Genomic DNA, 19,347 nt, shown 5'->3' with positions numbered 1-19,347 from the left:
TATAAACACTATATTTACAACTTATTTTGGCACAAAATGGGTAATCTTAAGCTATCTATTGAGGAATTTGAAGAAGACGATTTTTTTATTATCGCCATTCACACTCCATTGGAAGATTATCGATTAGCTTATTTTTTAAATCTGAATCTTGATATTTTTTTAAGTAAAAATAAAAATGAAGTTGAATCTCAAGTAAAAGAGGGAAAAACATCGTTTGCAAGATTCACTTTTGAAGACAAAGAAAAATTCATCAAATGGGATTTGGTTCAAAATAAAAACGAAATTGAAATCATTGAAAACAATAATAAGCAAGATTTGTTTTCCGGATTTAAAAATAAATTTTCTGCATCTGCTTTTTTATTGCCAGAATTTAAAAAAGTAGATTATTTTCTTAAAATTGAAAATGCAGAAAAAGAAATAGAAATTGATACAATCGTTTCAAAAATAAATAGTATCGAAAGTGTAAAAATGGTTTATGCTATCGATTCTGAAAATATAAAATCAAAAAATAATTTAATTTTTTAAAAAATGCCAACAAGAAAAAAGACTAAAATTGTAGCCACGTTAGGTCCAGCTTGTAGTTCAAAAGAAGTCATTAGAGACATGGTTGAAGCAGGAGTAAATGTATTTAGAATTAACTTTTCTCATGCCGATTACACTGATGTTAAAGAACGAATCGATATTATTAGAGAATTAAATGCCGAATACGGTTATACTACAGGAATTCTTGCCGATTTACAAGGTCCGAAACTTCGTGTAGGTGTGATGAGTGAAGATGTTGTTGTAAATCCAGGAGATATTATTACATTTCAAACCGCAGAAGACGTTCCAGGAACAAAAGATAGAGTTTACATGAACTATCTTGAATTTCCAAGAGATGTAAATCCGGGTGAGAAAATTCTTTTGGATGACGGAAAATTAATGTTTGAAGCTCTTGAAACTAATGGAACTACTGAAGTAAAATGTAAAGTTATTCAAGGTGGACCATTGAAATCTAAAAAAGGAGTAAATCTTCCAAATACAAAAGTTTCTCTTCCAGCATTGACTAAAAAAGATATTAAAGACGCGCTTTTTGCTATAGAAAATGATGTCGATTGGATAGCTTTATCGTTTGTAAGAACTCCAGCTGATTTAGAAGAATTGCAAGATTTAATTGCAAAAAATTCTGATCACAAAATTCCAATTATAGCAAAAATTGAAAAACCAGAAGCAGTTGAAAATATTGATAAAATCGTTGCTTTTTGCGATGGTTTGATGGTTGCTCGAGGAGATTTGGGCGTTGAAATTCCGGCACATGAAGTTCCATTGATTCAAAAGAAATTAATTCACAGAGCTAAAACGGCTCGTATTCCTGTAATTGTGGCAACACAAATGATGGAAACAATGATTACAAGTTTAACTCCAACAAGAGCGGAAGTTAATGACGTTGCCAACTCGGTTATGGATGGTGCAGATGCAGTAATGTTATCAGGAGAAACTTCAGTTGGAAATTATCCAGTTCAAGTAATTGAAAAAATGACGCAAATCATTGAAGCAGTAGAAGATTCTCCGCTAATTCAAGTTCCTCTAACGCCGCCACAAGTTAGAACCAAACGTTTTATTACTAAATCTATTTGCTATCATGCAGCTTCTATGGCGAATGATATTAAAGCAAAAGCAATTTCAACTTTAACCAATAGTGGTTATACTGCATTTCAGATTTCGGCTTGGCGTCCATCAGCTCATATTTTAGTTTACACTTCTAACAGAAGAATTCTAACACAATTGAACTTACTTTGGGGTGTAAATGCTTTTTTCTACGATAAATTTGTGAGTACAGATGACACAGTAGATGACATTAATTATATTGCTAAAGAAAATGGATATGTTAAAAAAGGTGATATTTTAATCAATCTTGCAGCGATGCCAGTAATTGAAAAAGGAATGGTAAATACTTTGAGAATTTCTGAGATAGAATAGTTTCCTATTCAATTTTTCATACTGAACCTCGTTTCTTAATTGAAACGAGGTTTTTTTCGTTATAAACAATAACTAAAATAATATTAGTGTATTTTGTCGGTTTTGTGTGTCATTAAACGGTTTTTTTTGCGTATTTAATTTTTTGTTATCTTAAAAACTATTTTTGTTGTCATAGTTATAATTATATTTTTCTAATTCCAAAAAAAGAGAATAAACTAAGCGAAAACTCTTAACACTACAAGAGTATATTTAATTAATCGCAGTTTGATAAACAACTGTGAAATTTGTGATAATCCAGTTACCTAACACATATTTTAAAATCTTTAGTTATGAAAAACTTTAATAATTATATTTTCAAGTGGATGTTTTTAAATTCATTTTTTAGTTTTCAATTTGATAAATTTTTTGTGATTTGTCTATTCTGTAATACTAAAATTAAGAAACAATTATTAACGACTATTGTTTTTTTATTTTTTATAAACTTATCATCTTACAGTCAAATCTCAGTTACTGCTACATCTGGAACTATCGGACCTTCAAACTATACTACATTAAAACTTGCTTTTGATTCTGTCAATTCTGGCATTCATAAAGGCAGTATAAATATTGCTGTTACCGGCAACACAACTGAAACCGTTACAGCAACTTTAAATGCCAGTGGCTCAGGGTCAGCATTATACTCAAGCATTCAAATAATTCCAAGTGGTGGAGTTTTAAGAACTATTAGTGGATCAATAGCTGCTGGAAGCCCTTTAATCAATTTTAATGGAGCTGATAATGTTACAATTAATGGATTAAATACGACTGGTAATGCATTACAATTAATCAATAACACAGTTTCAGCAACAATTGCAACTTCAACAATTCGTTTTATTGGTGATGCATCAAATAATATTATTTCAAATTGCACTATTTCTGGATCATCAACCTCTGCAAGTTCTGGAACTATATTGTTTTCAACAGGAACTGTAACAGGTAATGACTTTAATCAAATATCAAATTGCATAATTAATCCTGCAGGAACAAATTTACCAACCAATGCAATTTATTCTGCAGGAACTTCCTTAACAATTGACAACAGTGATAATAGCATATTAAATTGTATTATTCAAGATTATTTTAACAGTACGGTTTCTTCTACGGGCATATATATATTTTCAAATAGTACAAGTTGGACAATTTCAAATAATAAATTTATCCAAACATCTACACGAACATCTAATGCAAATGCATTAACTCACAGAGGAATTAGAATTACTACTCCAGGAGGAGGAAACTACAACATAACTAATAATATTGTTGGTTATGCTAACTCTTCTGGAACTGGAAACACTATTTATAATGGAAATTTTGCCACTTCTTTTAGAGGAATTGAATTAACAAGTGGTAGTCAAGTTTCAAATTTACAAGGTAATATAATATCGGGAATAAATTTTTCAACAACCAGCGGAACAACATCCTCACCTGGAGTTTTTACAGGTATATCGGTATTATCTGGTACTGTAAATTTAGGCACAACCTCAGGTAATATAATAGGAAGTAATACTTTAAATAGTGCTATTGTAATTAACTCCATTTCAACTAACGCTACAAGAATTGAAGGAATTTATGTCTCCACTACCACTTCTTCAACTATTCAAAACAACTTAATAGGTGGAATAAGTACAAGTGGAAGTTCAGCAAATGGATATTCAATTATTGGCATCTTTAGTTCCGGAACCTTGGGGAATTTCATAATAAATTCAAACACAATTGGTAGTCAAACCACACCCAATTCAATAACAGCAGGAACTCTAGGAACTACTACAACTGGAGTATGTAGCTTTTATGGAATATGTAATACCGCAACTGGTTCAATTTCAATAACTAATAATGCTATCCTAAACAATTCAGTTTATGGCACGAGTACCTCTCTGTATTATGGTATTTTTAACAGTGGAGGAATTGGTTTTCCTGTCGCTATAGATTCTAATGTTATAGATGGAGCATTTCTTAGTGGCTCTGGAGTAATTAGAGGTTTATATAACAGTATAGCAGCGAGTAGTTTATCAATTTCTAATAACATCTTGAGAAACTTCACTATAAGCTCCACAAATGCAAATTTAACAGCAATTTTAAATGCTGGCGCGGTAAGTTCAAATATAACAATAAATTCAAATAAACTTGGAGACTCCACTGCTGAATTAGCAAATTATACTGCAGCTTCAACTAGCACATTTTTTGGCATTTACAACACTAGTGGAACATCCTTAACGTCCTTAAATATTCAAGGTAATGACATTAGAGGAATTTCAAATTTAGTTCTATCAAGTTCGGTTTACAACTTCATTTCAAATACTTTTGCAACTAAATCACAAAACATAAGTAATAATTCGTTTACTAATTTGAGTATAGCCACAACTGGCAATATTACTTTTATATCAAATAGTGTTGCATTACCAAACTTAGGTTCACAAATAGTATCAAATAATTCAATTGTTGGAAGTTTTTTAAAGAATGGTTCTGGTGGTACAGTTACCATCTTTTTAAGTGCAGCTACTTCAAATTCTACCGCAACAATTGTGAATAATAACAATAATTTTTCCAACATATCAGTAATAGGAACCACAATTTTATCAGGTTGGAATCAAAGAGATTTAGGACTAACTTCAAAAACAATTACTGGAAATGTTTTTAATAATTTGAGCTCTGTATCAGGTGCAATTACTGCAATGTCACTGAACGGATTTGGTTCAACATCAAGTGTAAGTAATAATACTATATCCAACTTAGCAGGGCAAGCGGCAATAACAGGAGTTATTATTGGTTCTACCGGAAACTCCAGTTTATTTACAATAAATTCTAACACTATTACTGGACTAAACTCATCTATTGTTGGGGCAAATGTAATAGGCATAGCTAACTCAAACTCAAGTAACTTAATAAATTTTAGTCAAAATACAATTAACACACTTTCGTCCTCTGGTGCAACTGCTACGATTTCAGGGGTTCAAATATCAGGTGGCGCAGGTAATCATTTGGTGTCTCAAAATACAATTTTTGCAATTTCATCCACTGGAACAACTGGACCTACAATTAATGGATTATTAATCAGTGGTGGCACTTTGATTTCAATATCAAAAAACAAAATTTACAATTTATCTCAAAATGGTACTATTAATGGAGGAGTAGTTAATGGAATATCCATTACTGGAGCAACTTCAGTTACAGCTTCCAATAATTTAATTAGTGATTTGAAAGCTCAATCCTCTTCCAGTCTACATGCAATTAGAGGTATTTCAGTAAATTCATCTACAGCAAATGCTTCGTATAATTTGTATCATAATACAATATATATAAATACAACCTCAACAGGTACTAATTTTGGTACTGAAGCACTTTATCATGCTACAAATGCAACGTCAACTAGTGCGAAACTACTTTTGAAAAACAATATATTTATTAATACATCTACAGCTAAAGGAACTGGTAAAACAATGGCTTATTATAGAAACAATACTGCATTTACCAATTATGATTTAACCTCAAATTCTAATTTATTCTATGCTGGAACTCCTAATGCTTCAAATCTAATATATTTTGACAATACAAATAACTGTCAAACTTTAGCCTCATTTCAATCAAAAGTTGGCCCAAGAGAAATAAATTCTGTTTCAGAAAACATAACTTTTTTAAGTATTGTTGGTAGTAATAGTAATTTTCTTAAACCTGATGCTTCTTTTCCTACATTTATAGAGAGTTCTGGAACAATCATTTCAACAATACCAGATGATTTTGTAGGAACTATTCGTCAAGGTGGTTCTGGCTATATAGGAACAGGAACTGCACCCGATATCGGTGCATACGAAAATGAAGGTATACAATACAGAAGTGCTGTAATTGTAAGTGGCGCTTTATATGGAAACGGTTCTTACACTACTTTAGGAAGTGCTTTTATAGCAATAAATGGTGGATCACAAACAAGTTCAGATATTATAATAACAGTTAGAGGAGACACAAACGAAGGGAATTTTTCTGCAACATTAAATCAAGGTTTATGGAACTCTTTAACAATCAGACCTATTGGAAACAGAATAATAACGGGAGCAATAACAGCTGGGAATCCATTAATTAGATTCAATGGCGCAGATAATGTTATTATTGACGGAATAAATGATTCAAATTTTTCATTAACTCTTTCAAACACTACTTCATCGTCAACCTCAGGAACTTCAACAGTCTTTTTTACGGCAGATGCCAGCAATAACACTATTACTAATTGTACCATTCTGGGTTCAATGACTGCGACTCTTAGTACTGCCGGAGGAGTAATTCATTTTGGAAATGGAATAACGACAGGAAATGACAACAACACTATTTCTTACTGTTCTATTGGCCCATCAGGAATAAATTTACCTTCACGACTAATATACAGTAGCGGATCTACATCCTCATCTACTATTGCCAATAGCGGAATTACCATCTCTAATTGTAATTTGTATGATTATTTTTTAAGCTCAGGAGCAGCTGCAATTTATGCTATAACAGGTAATACGGATTGGAATATTAACTCCAATAAAATCTATCAAACTACAACACAAACTTTTACATCAGCAGCAACAGTATATGGTATTTATTTTGCAAACTCTACATATGGAAACAATACGCAAATAACAGGAAATACTATAGGCTATAATAACAATACTTCAACAGGAACTTCAACATATTTAGGCAGTAGTGTTGCTGGAAATTTTACAGGGATTTATTTTCAAGCCTCCTCAACTGCTACTAATTTGTGTGCCATAAATTCGAACACTATTTCAAACATATCTTTAGACTCGTCAACGGGTAATTTAGTAGGCATAATTAATGCAACGGGAACATCTTCAAACGCAATATCTATTAATTCAAATACATTACAAAACTTTACTTTATCAACTTCAACTGGAATATTATCAGGAGTTAATTGGGGTGCTGCATCTACTTTAAATGTTATTGGTAATACAATTACAGCATTTAACAGAAATGTTGCAGGAAATCTTTATGGTATATATAGCACTTCAGCTGGTATAAATGAAACAATTTCAAATAATAATATCAATAATTTAAATTGTAATTCGACAACAATTGGTAACATTTACGGTATATATTTAGCAACATCAACAGGCGTAAAAATAATTACAAATAATATCGTTTCTATGTTAAATGGAACTGGAGGAAGTAATTTGTATGGAATAAGAAATAATACTGGTACAACTGTAACCCTATCTGGAAATAATGTTAATAACATTAACAGCGATGGTGGCATAAATCCTACAGTTATTGGAATAAACAAAACATCCACTGGAAGTGCAAATATTTTTAAAAATAAAATTTATAATCTAACAAGTACCGCTACAAATCCTAATGTTTCTGGAATTTTAAGTTCTGGAACTGCCAGTACTACTTATATTTATAATAATTTAATAGGAAATTTAAATGCCAATTTGTCAAACGCTACAAACCCAATAACAGGAATAAACATAAGCGCAGGTAGTAGTGTAAATGTTTATTACAACACGGTATTATTAGATGCAATAAGCAGTGGTGCTGTTTTTGGATGTTCCTCAATATTTGTAAACACTGCAGTTACAACTACATTACGAAATAATATATTTATAAATAGATCTACACCTAACGGTTCAGCCTTAGCGGTTGCCTACAGAAGGTCATCTACAACGTTAACATCTTATTCCACATCATCTAATAATAACTCATTCTTTGGAACTTCAATATATACAGACGGAACTAATACAGATAATACTTTAGCTGCATATAAAACTAGAATGGTAACTCGAGACGGTTTATCTGTTTCTGAAAATACTACATTTATCAGTACTAATGGAAACTCCTCTCAATTTCTACATATCAATAGTTCTGTCCCTAACTCATTAAATGCTGGAGGTGTTTCAATTGCAGGATATACCGACGATTATGACGGAAATACACGAGATACTACATCTCCAGATATTGGAGCTGATGAATTCGATTTAATCCCAGTAATTACTGCTTTCAATCCTACAAATTATTGCGCCTCTGGAACAGAGATAGTAACAATAACTGGATTTAATTTAAACAATGGAGCAGTCAGTGTAAAATTTAACGGGATATCAGCAACAATTATCTCAATTTTACCCAATACAATAATCGTGAGCGCACCAACTGGATTAACATCAGGACTTATAACTGTTACAACAAGTTCAGGAACAGCAAATTCTCCAACAACATTCACGGTAACCCCAATTCCTGTTGTGGGTACAATTTCATCAGATCAATTGGTTTGTTCTGGGACAACACCCAGTGACATTTCTTTAACAGGAAGCACTGGCTCAATTCAATGGCAATCTTCGAACGATGGTATAAATTTTACAGATATCTCTGGAGAAACAACATCAGTTCTTTTAGGTTCCTTTATTGGAAATTTAACTGTAACTAGATATTTTAGAGCTATAGTTGCTAACGGTGTTTGTCCATCTGTAAGTTCACCAATTGTTACTCTAAACGTTCTTTCAACAATATGGGATGGAAACTCATGGAGTAATGGTTTTCCAAACGGATTTACTTCAGTTGTTTTTACTGGAAATTATTCACAATCTGGAAGTTTTAGCGCATGTAATTTAACAGTTACTAATAATGCAACAGTTGTCATTCAATCTGGTGATACAATTACACTCAATGGAGGAGTTTTTGTGGAAACTGGCAGCAATCTAACCTTTAACAATAATGCCAATTTAATCCAAAATTCTAATACTGTTAACTCAGGTATTGTTTCTGTCAAAAGAAATAGTAATCCTTTAATGCGTTTGGATTATACATTATGGGCATCACCAGTTAGTGGACAACAACTGCAATCTTTCTCTGCACAAACACTTTCTAATCGATTTTATACTTACAATTCTGCTAGTGACTTATACACTGTAGTTGCTTCTCCATCTACAACAAATTTTAGTATTGGTAGTGGATATTTAATTAGAGTTCCCAATAATCATCCATTAGTTCCTACTGTTTGGACTGGAATTTTTAGTGGTGTACTAAATAATGGTGATGTTAATGTTGCTGTAGATACTAACACCTATAATGCTGTTGGAAATCCTTATCCTTCACCTATTAACGCTGATGATTTTATACTGTCTAATAATTTAACAGAAGCACTTTATTTTTGGAGAAAATCAAATAGTTCAGCTTCAACATCCTATGCAACTTATACTCTAGCTGGAGGTGTTGGGACAAGCTCTAATATTGGTGATCCATTAAACTTAGTACCTAATGGAATTATTCAAATTGGACAAGGCTTTATAGCTAAATCAACTTCATCTCAATTGTCTTTTAATAATTCCATGAGGATTTCAAATTCTGCTGATCAATTTTTCAAAACGAATACATTAAATAGAAATAGAATTTGGTTGAATTTAACAAGTTCCACTTCTGAAATTTTTTGTCAAACGATGATTGCATATATGCCAAAAGCTACTAATGGTTTTGATTCATCTTTAGATGGAAAGCTTTTTGAAGAAAGTCCAACTTCTCTAACTTCATTAATAAATAATGAACTATACTCTATACAAGCCAGACCTTTTCCGCTTGATGTAAATGATGTTGTTCCTTTAGGATTTAAGTCAGCTAATGCTGGTAATTACGCAATTTCAATTAACAATGTTGATGGATATTTTTTAAACACAAATCAAACTATTTATCTAAAAGATAACTTAACAAATACTATTCACAATTTAAGCAAGTCTAATTATAATTTTGTAACTCAAGCAGGTACTTTTAATTCTCGATTTGAAATTGTCTATAAAAACTCCTTATCTAAAGTTCAACCAATAAATAATTCAGAAAATATTGTAATCTACAAACAGTATCACGATATTGTTATTAATGCTGGAAATATTGTAATTGATCAAGTACAAGTATATGATACATCTGGTAAATTATTAATTGACAAAAAAAATGTTCAAAATACTGAATTACGCTTAACTAGTGGAATGTTGCATGAAATGTTGCTCTTTAGAATAACAACTCTAAACAAAGAAGTGGTTTATAAAAAAGTTATTCCCTAATTACAGTTTACAATAAAAATACTTATGCAAGGTCTAAACCTGAATTAAAAAATAATTATGTATTAAATAAGAATTATGATAAAAAAATAATGGTTTTTTGTGATAAAATTTTATTACTAAAAATTTCCAAAGGATTATTGAAATAGTTAAATATTTTGATAATCCTTTTTACATTTCAAAAGAAAAAGTATATTTGAACAACTAAATTAGATTAATTATGGAATCAAAAAACCCGTTTTTTAAGACAAAAACATTCTCTAACACTTCAGCTGCAAATGACAACGTTAGTGTTATAGATTATAACGAAACAATGACGGTTTCAGGAACAATTAATAAAAGTTTTATTTTATTGATGCTGTTAGTTGCAACTGCTTTCATCACATGGACTTTAGCTTTTAACGGTTATAATCCAATTGTTTTGACTATTGGTGGCGCTATCGTTGGTTTGATTTTAGTTGTAGTTTCATCATTTAAACCGCAACTTTCTACTTATTTAGCTCCAGCTTATGCTTTATTTGAAGGTCTATTTATTGGAGGGATTTCTGCTTTCTTTGAAGCAAGTTACCCAGGATTAGTAATACAAGCCGTTGGTGGAACATTTGTTACTTTCTTAGTTTGTTTTGCACTATACAAATACAACATTGTAAAAGTTACTGAAAAATTCAAATCAGTAGTAATTGCAGCTACTTTAGCTATTGGAGTTTATTATTTAGTATCATGGTTGTTATCAATGTTTACTAGTTTTCAACCTGTACATTATGGAAATTCCATGATGAGCATTGGAATTAGTGTTTTTGTAATTGTTATTGCAGCTTTAAACCTATTTCTAGATTTTGATCAAATAGAAAAAGGAGCACATCAAAGAATGCCAAAATTCATGGAATGGTATGGTGCAATGGGATTAATGGTAACTTTAGTTTGGTTATACATTGAATTCTTGAGATTGTTATCAAAATTATCAAGTAGAGATTAATCATCATTTTACACATAAAAAAAGCGTTCAAAAATTGAACGCTTTTTTTATATGTATCTTTTACAACCTAAGCAGCAATTTTTTCAAAAGCTATGAAATTAATAAGTTTACCTTTAGTATCAAAAACAGGGAATCCTTTGATGTGACATTTATATAAAGCTCCATCTTTGCAATAGTTTAAAATAACTTTATCAAAAGGTTGCTTTGCTTTTACTGCTTCACTAATTTCTTTGGATATTTTATCATTGGTAAGTTTACCTTGAAACATTTTTGGTGAATTCCCAATGACTTCATTTGGAGTATAGCCATTCATTTCTACCATATTTTTGGAAGCAAAAACTATTGACAATTGCGCATCAGTAACTACAATTACAGTATCGCTTGTTAATTCTTCTTTGTAATCCCAAGTGGTGTTCCATTTGTTATCTTTCACAATTCTATTTAATAAATTAGCATCAGAAAGCGTTAGTCTAAATTTGTCGAAACTTTTAGAATAAAAATCCCAACAGGTTAACGGAAAAGTAGACAAAGACAAACTCTTGTAATGCTTTGCAACTGCATTTTCGTAATTTGAAAGTTTCATTTTTTAATCAATTTGGGACAAATCTAAAATGATTTTTTAAAACCAAACACTTTAATTTAAAGATTAACTTTTGTTCAATCTTTTTTAAAACTCAAAACGCAGTTGAACAACTACAGTTTTCTTTATTTCTGTATTCAAATTATTAAGCGAAATTCCGAGTAATCGAACTGAATCTTTCATTCGTTCTTGATAAAGTAATTCTTTTGCTGTTTCAAACAACAAACCTTTATCTGAAATGAAATAAGGTAAGGTTTTACTTCTTGTTTGGGTAGTAAAATCGCTGTATTTAATCTTTAATGTAACTGTTTTACCAGAAATGTTATATTTCTTTAAACGCTTCTCTAATTCGGCCGCAATGCGTTCTAAACGTTCTAACATGAATATTTCTGAAGTCAGGTTCTCATTAAAAGTATGTTCGGCTGCAACCGATTTAGAAATCCTATTAGGTTTGACTTCACTATTGTGAATTCCGCGAACGATATTGTAGTAAAACCCACCACTTTTTCCGAAATGCTGTTCTAAATATTCTTTGGTTTTAGATTTCAAATCCTTTCCTGTAAAAATTCCGTGATGGTACATTTTTTCGGTAGTTACTTTTCCTATTCCATAGAATTTTTTAATGTCTAATTTCTCTAAAAAATCTTCAACTTCATCAGGATTTACAGTTTTTTGACCGTTAGGTTTGTTATAATCACTTGCAATTTTGGCAACAAATTTATTTACTGAAATTCCTGCCGAAGCTGTTAATCCAACTTCTTCAAAAATTCGTTTTCTAATTTCTTGAGCTATTAAAGTGGCACTCGGATTTCCTTTTTTATTTTGAGTAACGTCTAAATAGGCTTCGTCTAACGAAAGTGGTTCAACCAAATCGGTGTAATCGTGAAAAATCTTTCTTATTTTATTAGAAATCTCTTTATAGCGGTCAAATCTTGGTCGAACAAAAATAATATCGGGACAATTTCTCTTGGCTTGAATGCCACTCATGGCGCTTCTTACACCAAATTTTCTAGCTTCGTAACTTGCTGCAGAAACCACGCCTCGAACCTCACTTCCGCCAACAGCTAATGGTTTTCCTTTCAATTCAGGATTATCCATTTGTTCCACAGAAGCGTAAAAAGCGTCCATATCGACGTGAATTATTTTTCGATATTTAACTTCTTGTTCCATTACTTTATTTTTTTACAGGAAAGAAAAAAGCCATTGGCCTTTCTTTAAAATAACTCCAAATTGCTTTGTTCAATAGTGAAATTTCAGAAATTGGAATATTTCTAGAACGAAATGCTAATCCTAAAGAAAGAGAAAAACTTACAATAAAGTTCATGAATCCTATAATTCCAATTCCGAAAATTGACCAAAAAATAGTCCATCCATCCACAAAGAAATTCTGACCATACAATCCTAAAGCAAAATTTCCGCTTGCAAAAGTTATGTGTCGAATGTCCAAATTTAAACCAAAAAACAATCCAAGAGAAGCTGTACTTCCTAGAAAAACACCAAACCAACCGTTAGAAACCACTCCAGCCCAATTTTTCTCAAACCAATTGGCAATTTTTTTGGTCCGTTCTTTCCCTAAACTGAGTTTTAACAATGGATGTTCCTGAATTCTATAATAAACATTATTGTGCTTGCTTTTATTAGAAACATTCCCTGAAATAATTCCGGAAAGGAAAAGAAAAACACCAGCAATAGCAGCATGAAAAATAGCCGCAGATTGAACTGGATTTAAATCGGTTAAAATTTTATTAGATTTTTCAAAAGCAATATTTACATCAAAAGTAACATCAATAAGCCAAATAATCAATAAAGATACTGGAAAAGCAATGAGAACATTTCCAACAAAAGCGATGAATTGTGAGCGAAACAACCTTGCAAATAAATGAGCAAAAGAACTGTGTTTGCTTTCGTTTTTAGTCATTTTTTTCATACCAGAATCTAAAGCAGTTGTAATCGTTGAAGCCGTCATTGCAGGCTGTTTTGTGGCTAAGGTAAATCCTAATAAATAGATTACTATGAAACCAAAAGAATAATTCAAACTGTATAAAAAAGCATGACCAAAGCCACTAGTTTCTACTTTTGAAAATAGTAATTTGATGATACAAAGTAATCCAACAATAATTCCACCACCAACAGAAGCTTTTAGCATAGAGAAATATTCTTTTGACGATTCTGTAATATAATGTTCACCTGTTTTAGCTGTATGCTGCGTTATTTCGTAAGAAATTAATTGCGTGCTTTCACCTATTAATTGACGGATATTATTTTTATGACAATTGTATTTAATTAATTTTAAAGCCAAATTAATAGTATTACCAATCTTTTCGGAAGGATTATTAACTGTTAAAAGAGGTAGTAAAATCTTCAATCGGTACAATTGCTGTCTAATTTTGAGTAAACTTTGATTTACACGCAAGGATATCCCGAATTTCGAGCTGTTGCCGAAAGCTTTGTCAATGTATTCATCGCACTGTCTATGGAGAACTAAAGCTTGTTTGTAGTTTTCGTTATCTGTCGTAATGTAATGCTTTTCGGAAGTTCTAATTTGATTAAAAATTGTATACAATTCTTTTTCTAAAGCAACAAATGGACTTTCTTGATTGCTATATTCTGGTGTCATCATAATAACTTCGCTATCCATAGCATGACCACTCATTCTTTGCGAAAGCAACCCCATTGTACTCATAATTTCTGACAGAGGAGTATTTTCATTTGTTGTAACATAAATATCAGACAAATCAATAAGTTCAAATAGTTCTTTAAGTTCTGCTTGTGGTATTTTAGTTACCCAAACTGAATCTGAACTGCGATAAAAAACTTGGTTTAAAACAAATTCTAAAGTATCTTCTTGAGGTTGAAAAGGTAATATTTTAGCAAAAATTCGTTTTTTAACCTCGTATATAAAATCGGTATTTTGTAGAATTCCAGCATCAGATAAAAAATTGGTAAACTTTCTGTTTTGTAAAATAGCTGATAAATAATTATTGAAAAAGTTTTTCTGAGAAGGATTTTCTTTTAAGAAATTAATCAACTTTGAAATTGAAACTGTTTCAATCGCTTTTGGATTATTTGGACGAAAAAGGTGAACTAAATCCACAAGAAAATACAAATCATTTCTAGATTCGTTAAAAACATGAGTCAGATTTTTTTCAAATAACTGTTCTAACGTGATTTGAGATTTTATTTTGTGGCGTAAATTCATAATAACTTTATAATTATTGTAAAAATACAATATCAAAGTTAGAATTTTCTTAACTTGGTACTAAATTTAACATCAATTGAATTCCGAAATGATAGAAATAGAACGCAAATATTTAGTTACTTCTTTAGATTTTTTAAATGAATATTCCATTAAAAATGAAATTGCACAAGGTTATTTAAGTTCAAAACCCGAACGTACCGTAAGAATCAGAATAAAAGGAGATAAAGGATTTATTACAATCAAAGGAATTGGCAGTGAAAGTGGTGTTTCACGTTTTGAATGGGAAAAAGAAATAGCTGCAGACGAGGCAAAATCTCTTTTAAAATTGTGTGAAAAAGGAGTTATTGAAAAAACAAGATATGAGGTAAAATCAGGAAGTCATACCATAGAAATTGATGTTTTTCATGGAGAAAACGATGGATTAATTTTAGCCGAAATCGAATTAGAAAACGAAAATGAAGCAATTTTAAAACCCAATTGGCTTGGAAATGAAGTAACGAATGACGAACGATATTACAACGCTTATTTAAGCCGATATCCTTTTAAAAGTTGGTAATTAATTTTGTAATACTTCTAAAGTAACTTTTGCATTTCCAGAATTTTTATTTCCCGCAATAGCCATAAATGCCTTCTTAGACAAATCAATTTCGCGACCTTTAACAAATGGTCCGCGATCGATTACTTCAACCACTACCATTTTGCCATTTGCTTCATTAATAACTTTAACTCTTGTTCCAAAAGGCAGTTTCTTGTGAGCTGCGGTTAATCCGTTCATGTTGAATATTTTTCCACTAGCTGTTCTTTTTCCATGGAATCTGTCAGCATAATAGGAAGCATGAGCGTTTTTCTTATAAGGTTTAAACTTTCCTTTATATTCAACAATAGTATCTGTTTTAATTTCGGTTTTAGCAACTGTTTTCTCTTTAACAGTATCAAGAATTTTTTTAGTTTCTTCAACTTTTTTTACTTCTTGTTTTTTTACTTCAATTTTTTTTGGTTCCTGTTTTTTTGGTTCTTGTTTTCCTTTATTATCAATAAAACTGCTTGATAACAATAAAACAAAAAACAAAACAAATGAAGTATATATGAATTTCTGCATAATTAAAGTTTTAAATTTAACTGATTAACAAAGACTATACCTTAATTGAATTTTGGCAGATAAATTTATCTTTAGTTAACATTTCCTAATCAAGTTATTGGCTAAAAAAAGTCCTTTTCAGGACTTATATTTTTACAACCATGTTGACCATGGTATTCTTATTAAAATCAAAAGTAAACCAATTGCATAAAGAAAACTCAAAGGTTTAAATTTAGCTTCGCTTGTTGTTCCTTTTTTGTGTTTAGACCAACCAATTGTAATTAATGCTATTGCTATAATATTTATTAGAGGATGTTCTAACGAAGTAAGTCTTAAAGCAGCGTCTTTCATATTTCCTAAGCTGTCTTTACCAAGAGGAGAAACAAAATATAAAATTAAACCAACTACCAATTGGATATGAATTGCAATTAGTGCAAAAAGTGCTATTTTTCTATCTTTTGGTAGAAACTCTTTTTTAGACAAATAACCCATTAATGAATTTATAACAGCAACAAAAAGTAATAGCAGAGCTAAATAAGCCCAGCCAGAATGAAATTTTTGAATGAAATTGTACATGAAAATATATTTTTTATTTTAACAAATATAGAAAAAAAGAATAAAAAAACGGCACTCTTAAGTTAAGAATGCCGTTTTTTAAGTATAATTTTAAAGTTGTTTAACTTAGAAATTGTAACGTAATGAAACATTCCAAGTTCTTCCGAAACCGAAGTAACCTTGGTTTCCATCAGCTATCCCTTTGTAGACTCTTCCAGCTGATTGGTAAGTTGGTCCAGAGGTTCCACTTAAAAAAGCTGAAGATTTAATTGGAGTTCCAGTAATTTCAGATAAGTAAACTTCATCAAAAACGTTGTTCATATTGATTCTGAAAACAACAGAGTTCTTATTGTCTTTTCCTACCAACATTTTATAAGTAATTCCTGCATCAACTAAATCATATGATGGTAATTCTAAGTTGTCTTTTATAGCTCCAGAATTAGCATATAATTTATCATAATTTCTCCAATCTGCATCAATTGAAAGTCCTTTTACTATTTCATATTTAGCACCTAAACCCCATGTTGTTTGAGCTCCATCACCTACTTTTCCTCCATCAACATCTGTTCTTGTTTCGTCCAATAAATTATTACTTTCATCAAATCTTCTTGAAACTGCATCATCTTTATATTCCCAATTTCCAACAGAAGCAAAACCTCTTACATCAAATTTATTAATAGGATTATAAGTAAAATCTAACTCTAAACCTGTGTGTTGTTGTTTAACTCCTAAATTAGAGGTGTACACTAAATCTCCTTGAACTAATGTTGTTGTTCCTATTGTTTCTGTTAAAGCAGTTATTACTCTTGAAGTAGATACAACTCTATCTTCCCATGTAGTTCTGTAAGCGTTTATACTAGCGTTAAATCTTTTTGATTTAAAATTATATCCTGCTTCAAGACCAAGAATTTTTTCATTAGAAGTAGATTCATTAACCTCATTAGTAAAATTCAAGTAAATATTATCATGATAAGGTTGACGATTATAAAAACCAGCATTTACATAAACCGAGTGATTAACTCCAAATTTGTAGCTTCCTCCAGCTTTTGCGTTGTAACCTAGATTTGTAACTTTTTCTGAGTCTTGAAAATCTTCTTGATAATCATAATAATCAAATCTTTGATGAGATTGATTAGAAACAGAACCTTGAAAGAAAGCTGAAAGATTATCTTTAGAATATTCTAATTGTCCAAAAACGCCACCATAGGTAATAGTTTCACTATAATCATAATCTATTTTCTGATTATCCGCAGCTTTGTTAAAAAAAGCATGCCAAGGATCAATATTGTATGATTCTGTTACAGTATTTGTTGCACTAGGCAAAGTATTTGGCGAAGGAATAACATGATTATTATCTCTCAAAAATCTTGATTCAGTCCATCCATTTAATCCCAAAAAGTTTGTTATTTGTCTGTAATGATCTCCATGATAAGTTCTTAAATCTAAACCTAAATTTAAAGATAAATCTTCATTTAATTTAGTTTTTAAATTAGAGACTACACCGTACCAAGCATGATTATTCATTGATGCTCTTATTGCATAATTTGCACTCGAACCAATTCCATCAGCATCTGCAGAATTGTTAGCATAAATTTGATTAAAATCAATATATGTATTTTGGTTTGTTCCTGTGTAAGGATTTAATTCAGATATGCTTTTCTTTCCGCTTCCGTAATTTCCAGTTCCTCCACCTCTTCCCCAAGATGCATATAAAACAGTAGATAAATCCATTTTACTGTTGATTTTATAATCCCAGTTGAAGTTTGCTACAGGTTTGTGATAGAAATTTGTTCTTTCAGAAATATATTTACCATTTAAATAACCATAATTATTATTATATTTTCTTCCAAAACCTAAATAATCAGATATTCTTTTAGTAAAATTTTGATCGTGTGATTGCGGTGCGCCAGTAACTAAAAAGTTAAAACTATGTTTGTCACTTGCTTTATATCCTACAGATAAAAAGTAGTTTTGACCTTCACCTCTAGTTCCTTCATTGTATCCATCACCTTGCCAGTGAGAAATCATGAAACTTGCACCCCAACCTTTTTTGCTCATACCTGTGTTATATGCAACTGTTGATTTAAAATAATCATCATTTGCAACACCCATTGACATAAATCCTCCTTCTTTTAATTCTGTAGCTTTAGTAACAAAATTTACAGTTCCTCCAACAGAAGAAATTGCTAATTTTGACGAACCTAAACCTCTTTGAATTTGAATTGCATTAGCAATATCAGCCATTCCTGACCAGTTAGACCAATACATTTTTCCATCTTCCATTCCATTAATTGGTTGACCATTTAATAAAAATGCTGTATTATCTTGTTGAAAACCACGAACAGAAATTCTAGAATCTCCAAATCCTCCTGCTTGACCTGAAACATAAACTGAAGGTGTGTTTACCATAGTTTGTGTAATATCAGCAGTACCTATTTTTGCTTGAATTTCGTTTGCTTTAATAGAAGAAACCGCAATTGGAGTTTTTCTATCTTTTGCTAAATCGATTACTCCTTTTCCAATGATAACTACTTCTTCAATTTCACTAGAATCAGAAGATAATTTAATTGTTCCTAAATCAACAGTTTGGCCATTACTTACAGCATAATCAACTGTTATTGATTTATATCCAATAAAAGTAATTACTACTTGACCAGAATTTGTAGTAGAATTTAATTGAAACTTTCCATCTATATCTGTAGATGTTCCGCTAGTAGTTCCTTTAATTTTAACATTTACACCTGGCAAAGATCCACCTAGTTCATTGTCAACAACTGTTCCTTTAATTTTTCCTTGTGAAAACATTACTGTTGTCATCAAAAGAAATAAAACAGAATACATGCTGTGTTTAAAATTTTTCATGTTGTTTTGTTTTGAGTTATATTTTTTGCAAAACTCTAACTTTTAATACAAAACAATGTTAAG

The 19,347-nt window shown here is 30.9% G+C and carries 11 protein-coding genes; 5 read left to right on the top strand and 6 right to left on the bottom strand.

Annotation, left to right across the window (positions count from 1 at the left end; all coding sequences use genetic code 11):
• Positions 1-36: 36 nt before the first annotated feature.
• The 4 genes from Q0049_RS03005 to Q0049_RS02990 all read left to right on the top strand — a co-directional run bounded on the left by Q0049_RS03005 (position 37) and on the right by Q0049_RS02990 (position 11,010).
• A complete protein-coding gene (locus Q0049_RS03005; RefSeq protein WP_298116420.1) occupies positions 37-525 on the top strand; it encodes an IPExxxVDY family protein in 489 nt (162 codons plus the stop codon).
• A gap of 3 nt (positions 526-528) precedes the next feature.
• Positions 529-1,959 (top strand): pyruvate kinase, encoded by a 1,431-nt coding sequence (gene pyk, locus Q0049_RS03000; RefSeq protein ID WP_298116419.1) that lies wholly within the window; start codon positions 529-531, stop codon positions 1,957-1,959.
• Positions 1,960-2,288: 329 nt separating this feature from the next.
• Positions 2,289-10,037 carry a hypothetical protein gene (locus Q0049_RS02995; RefSeq protein WP_298116417.1) on the top strand — a complete coding sequence of 2,583 codons (7,749 nt, stop codon included), beginning with the start codon at positions 2,289-2,291 and terminating at the stop codon, positions 10,035-10,037.
• A 217-nt stretch (positions 10,038-10,254) separates the two neighbouring features.
• Positions 10,255-11,010 (top strand): Bax inhibitor-1/YccA family protein, encoded by a 756-nt coding sequence (locus Q0049_RS02990; RefSeq protein ID WP_298116415.1) that lies wholly within the window; start codon positions 10,255-10,257, stop codon positions 11,008-11,010.
• A 67-nt stretch (positions 11,011-11,077) separates the two neighbouring features.
• Here Q0049_RS02990 and Q0049_RS02985 read toward each other — a convergent pair whose 3' ends face one another.
• The 3 genes from Q0049_RS02985 to Q0049_RS02975 all read right to left on the bottom strand — a co-directional run bounded on the left by Q0049_RS02985 (position 11,078) and on the right by Q0049_RS02975 (position 14,789).
• Positions 11,078-11,593 (bottom strand): PAS domain-containing protein, encoded by a 516-nt coding sequence (locus Q0049_RS02985; protein WP_298116413.1) that lies wholly within the window; start codon positions 11,591-11,593, stop codon positions 11,078-11,080.
• Between the two features lie 84 nt (positions 11,594-11,677).
• Positions 11,678-12,760: a DNA polymerase IV gene (gene dinB / locus Q0049_RS02980; protein ID WP_298116411.1), complete on the bottom strand. Its 1,083-nt coding sequence runs from the start codon at positions 12,758-12,760 to the stop codon at positions 11,678-11,680.
• Positions 12,761-12,764: 4 nt separating this feature from the next.
• Positions 12,765-14,789: a recombinase gene (locus Q0049_RS02975; RefSeq protein WP_298116409.1), complete on the bottom strand. Its 2,025-nt coding sequence runs from the start codon at positions 14,787-14,789 to the stop codon at positions 12,765-12,767.
• An 88-nt stretch (positions 14,790-14,877) separates the two neighbouring features.
• Here Q0049_RS02975 and Q0049_RS02970 point away from each other — a divergent pair, with 88 nt between their 5' ends.
• Entirely contained in the window at positions 14,878-15,345 is a 468-nt protein-coding gene (locus Q0049_RS02970; protein ID WP_298116407.1) for a CYTH domain-containing protein, read from the top strand.
• On the opposite strand, the gene Q0049_RS16635 is transcribed toward Q0049_RS02970, so the two are convergent.
• The 3 genes from Q0049_RS16635 to Q0049_RS02955 form a co-directional block, all read right to left on the bottom strand.
• Positions 15,346-15,888 (bottom strand): septal ring lytic transglycosylase RlpA family protein, encoded by a 543-nt coding sequence (locus Q0049_RS16635; protein ID WP_367178934.1) that lies wholly within the window; start codon positions 15,886-15,888, stop codon positions 15,346-15,348.
• Between the two features lie 132 nt (positions 15,889-16,020).
• Positions 16,021-16,443, bottom strand: a complete 423-nt coding sequence (locus Q0049_RS02960) for a hypothetical protein (protein WP_298116405.1) — start codon at positions 16,441-16,443, stop codon at positions 16,021-16,023.
• Positions 16,444-16,548: 105 nt separating this feature from the next.
• Positions 16,549-19,284 (bottom strand): carboxypeptidase-like regulatory domain-containing protein, encoded by a 2,736-nt coding sequence (locus tag Q0049_RS02955; RefSeq protein ID WP_298116403.1) that lies wholly within the window; start codon positions 19,282-19,284, stop codon positions 16,549-16,551.
• Positions 19,285-19,347 lie beyond the last annotated feature (63 nt).

This window comes from Flavobacterium sp. (genome assembly GCF_027484205.1).
Lineage (GTDB): Bacteria > Bacteroidota > Bacteroidia > Flavobacteriales > Flavobacteriaceae > Flavobacterium.
Note: the sequence above shows the minus strand (reverse complement) of the source record. Positions and strands in the feature narration are given on the sequence as shown.

Excerpts from the sequence above, each read along its gene's own strand:
- Q0049_RS03005 (WP_298116420.1), top strand. The coding sequence starts at position 37 with ATGGGTAATCTTAAGCTATCTATTGAGGAATTTGAAGAAGACGATTTT.
- Q0049_RS02985 (WP_298116413.1), bottom strand. The coding sequence starts at position 11,593 with ATGAAACTTTCAAATTACGAAAATGCAGTTGCAAAGCATTACAAGAGT.
- Q0049_RS02975 (WP_298116409.1), bottom strand. The coding sequence starts at position 14,789 with ATGAATTTACGCCACAAAATAAAATCTCAAATCACGTTAGAACAGTTA.
- pyk (WP_298116419.1), top strand. The coding sequence starts at position 529 with ATGCCAACAAGAAAAAAGACTAAAATTGTAGCCACGTTAGGTCCAGCT.
- Q0049_RS02990 (WP_298116415.1), top strand. The coding sequence starts at position 10,255 with ATGGAATCAAAAAACCCGTTTTTTAAGACAAAAACATTCTCTAACACT.
- Q0049_RS02970 (WP_298116407.1), top strand. The coding sequence starts at position 14,878 with ATGATAGAAATAGAACGCAAATATTTAGTTACTTCTTTAGATTTTTTA.
- Q0049_RS02995 (WP_298116417.1), top strand. The coding sequence starts at position 2,289 with ATGAAAAACTTTAATAATTATATTTTCAAGTGGATGTTTTTAAATTCA.
- Q0049_RS02960 (WP_298116405.1), bottom strand. The coding sequence starts at position 16,443 with ATGTACAATTTCATTCAAAAATTTCATTCTGGCTGGGCTTATTTAGCT.
- Q0049_RS16635 (WP_367178934.1), bottom strand. The coding sequence starts at position 15,888 with ATGCAGAAATTCATATATACTTCATTTGTTTTGTTTTTTGTTTTATTG.
- Q0049_RS02955 (WP_298116403.1), bottom strand. The coding sequence starts at position 19,284 with ATGAAAAATTTTAAACACAGCATGTATTCTGTTTTATTTCTTTTGATG.
- dinB (WP_298116411.1), bottom strand. The coding sequence starts at position 12,760 with ATGGAACAAGAAGTTAAATATCGAAAAATAATTCACGTCGATATGGAC.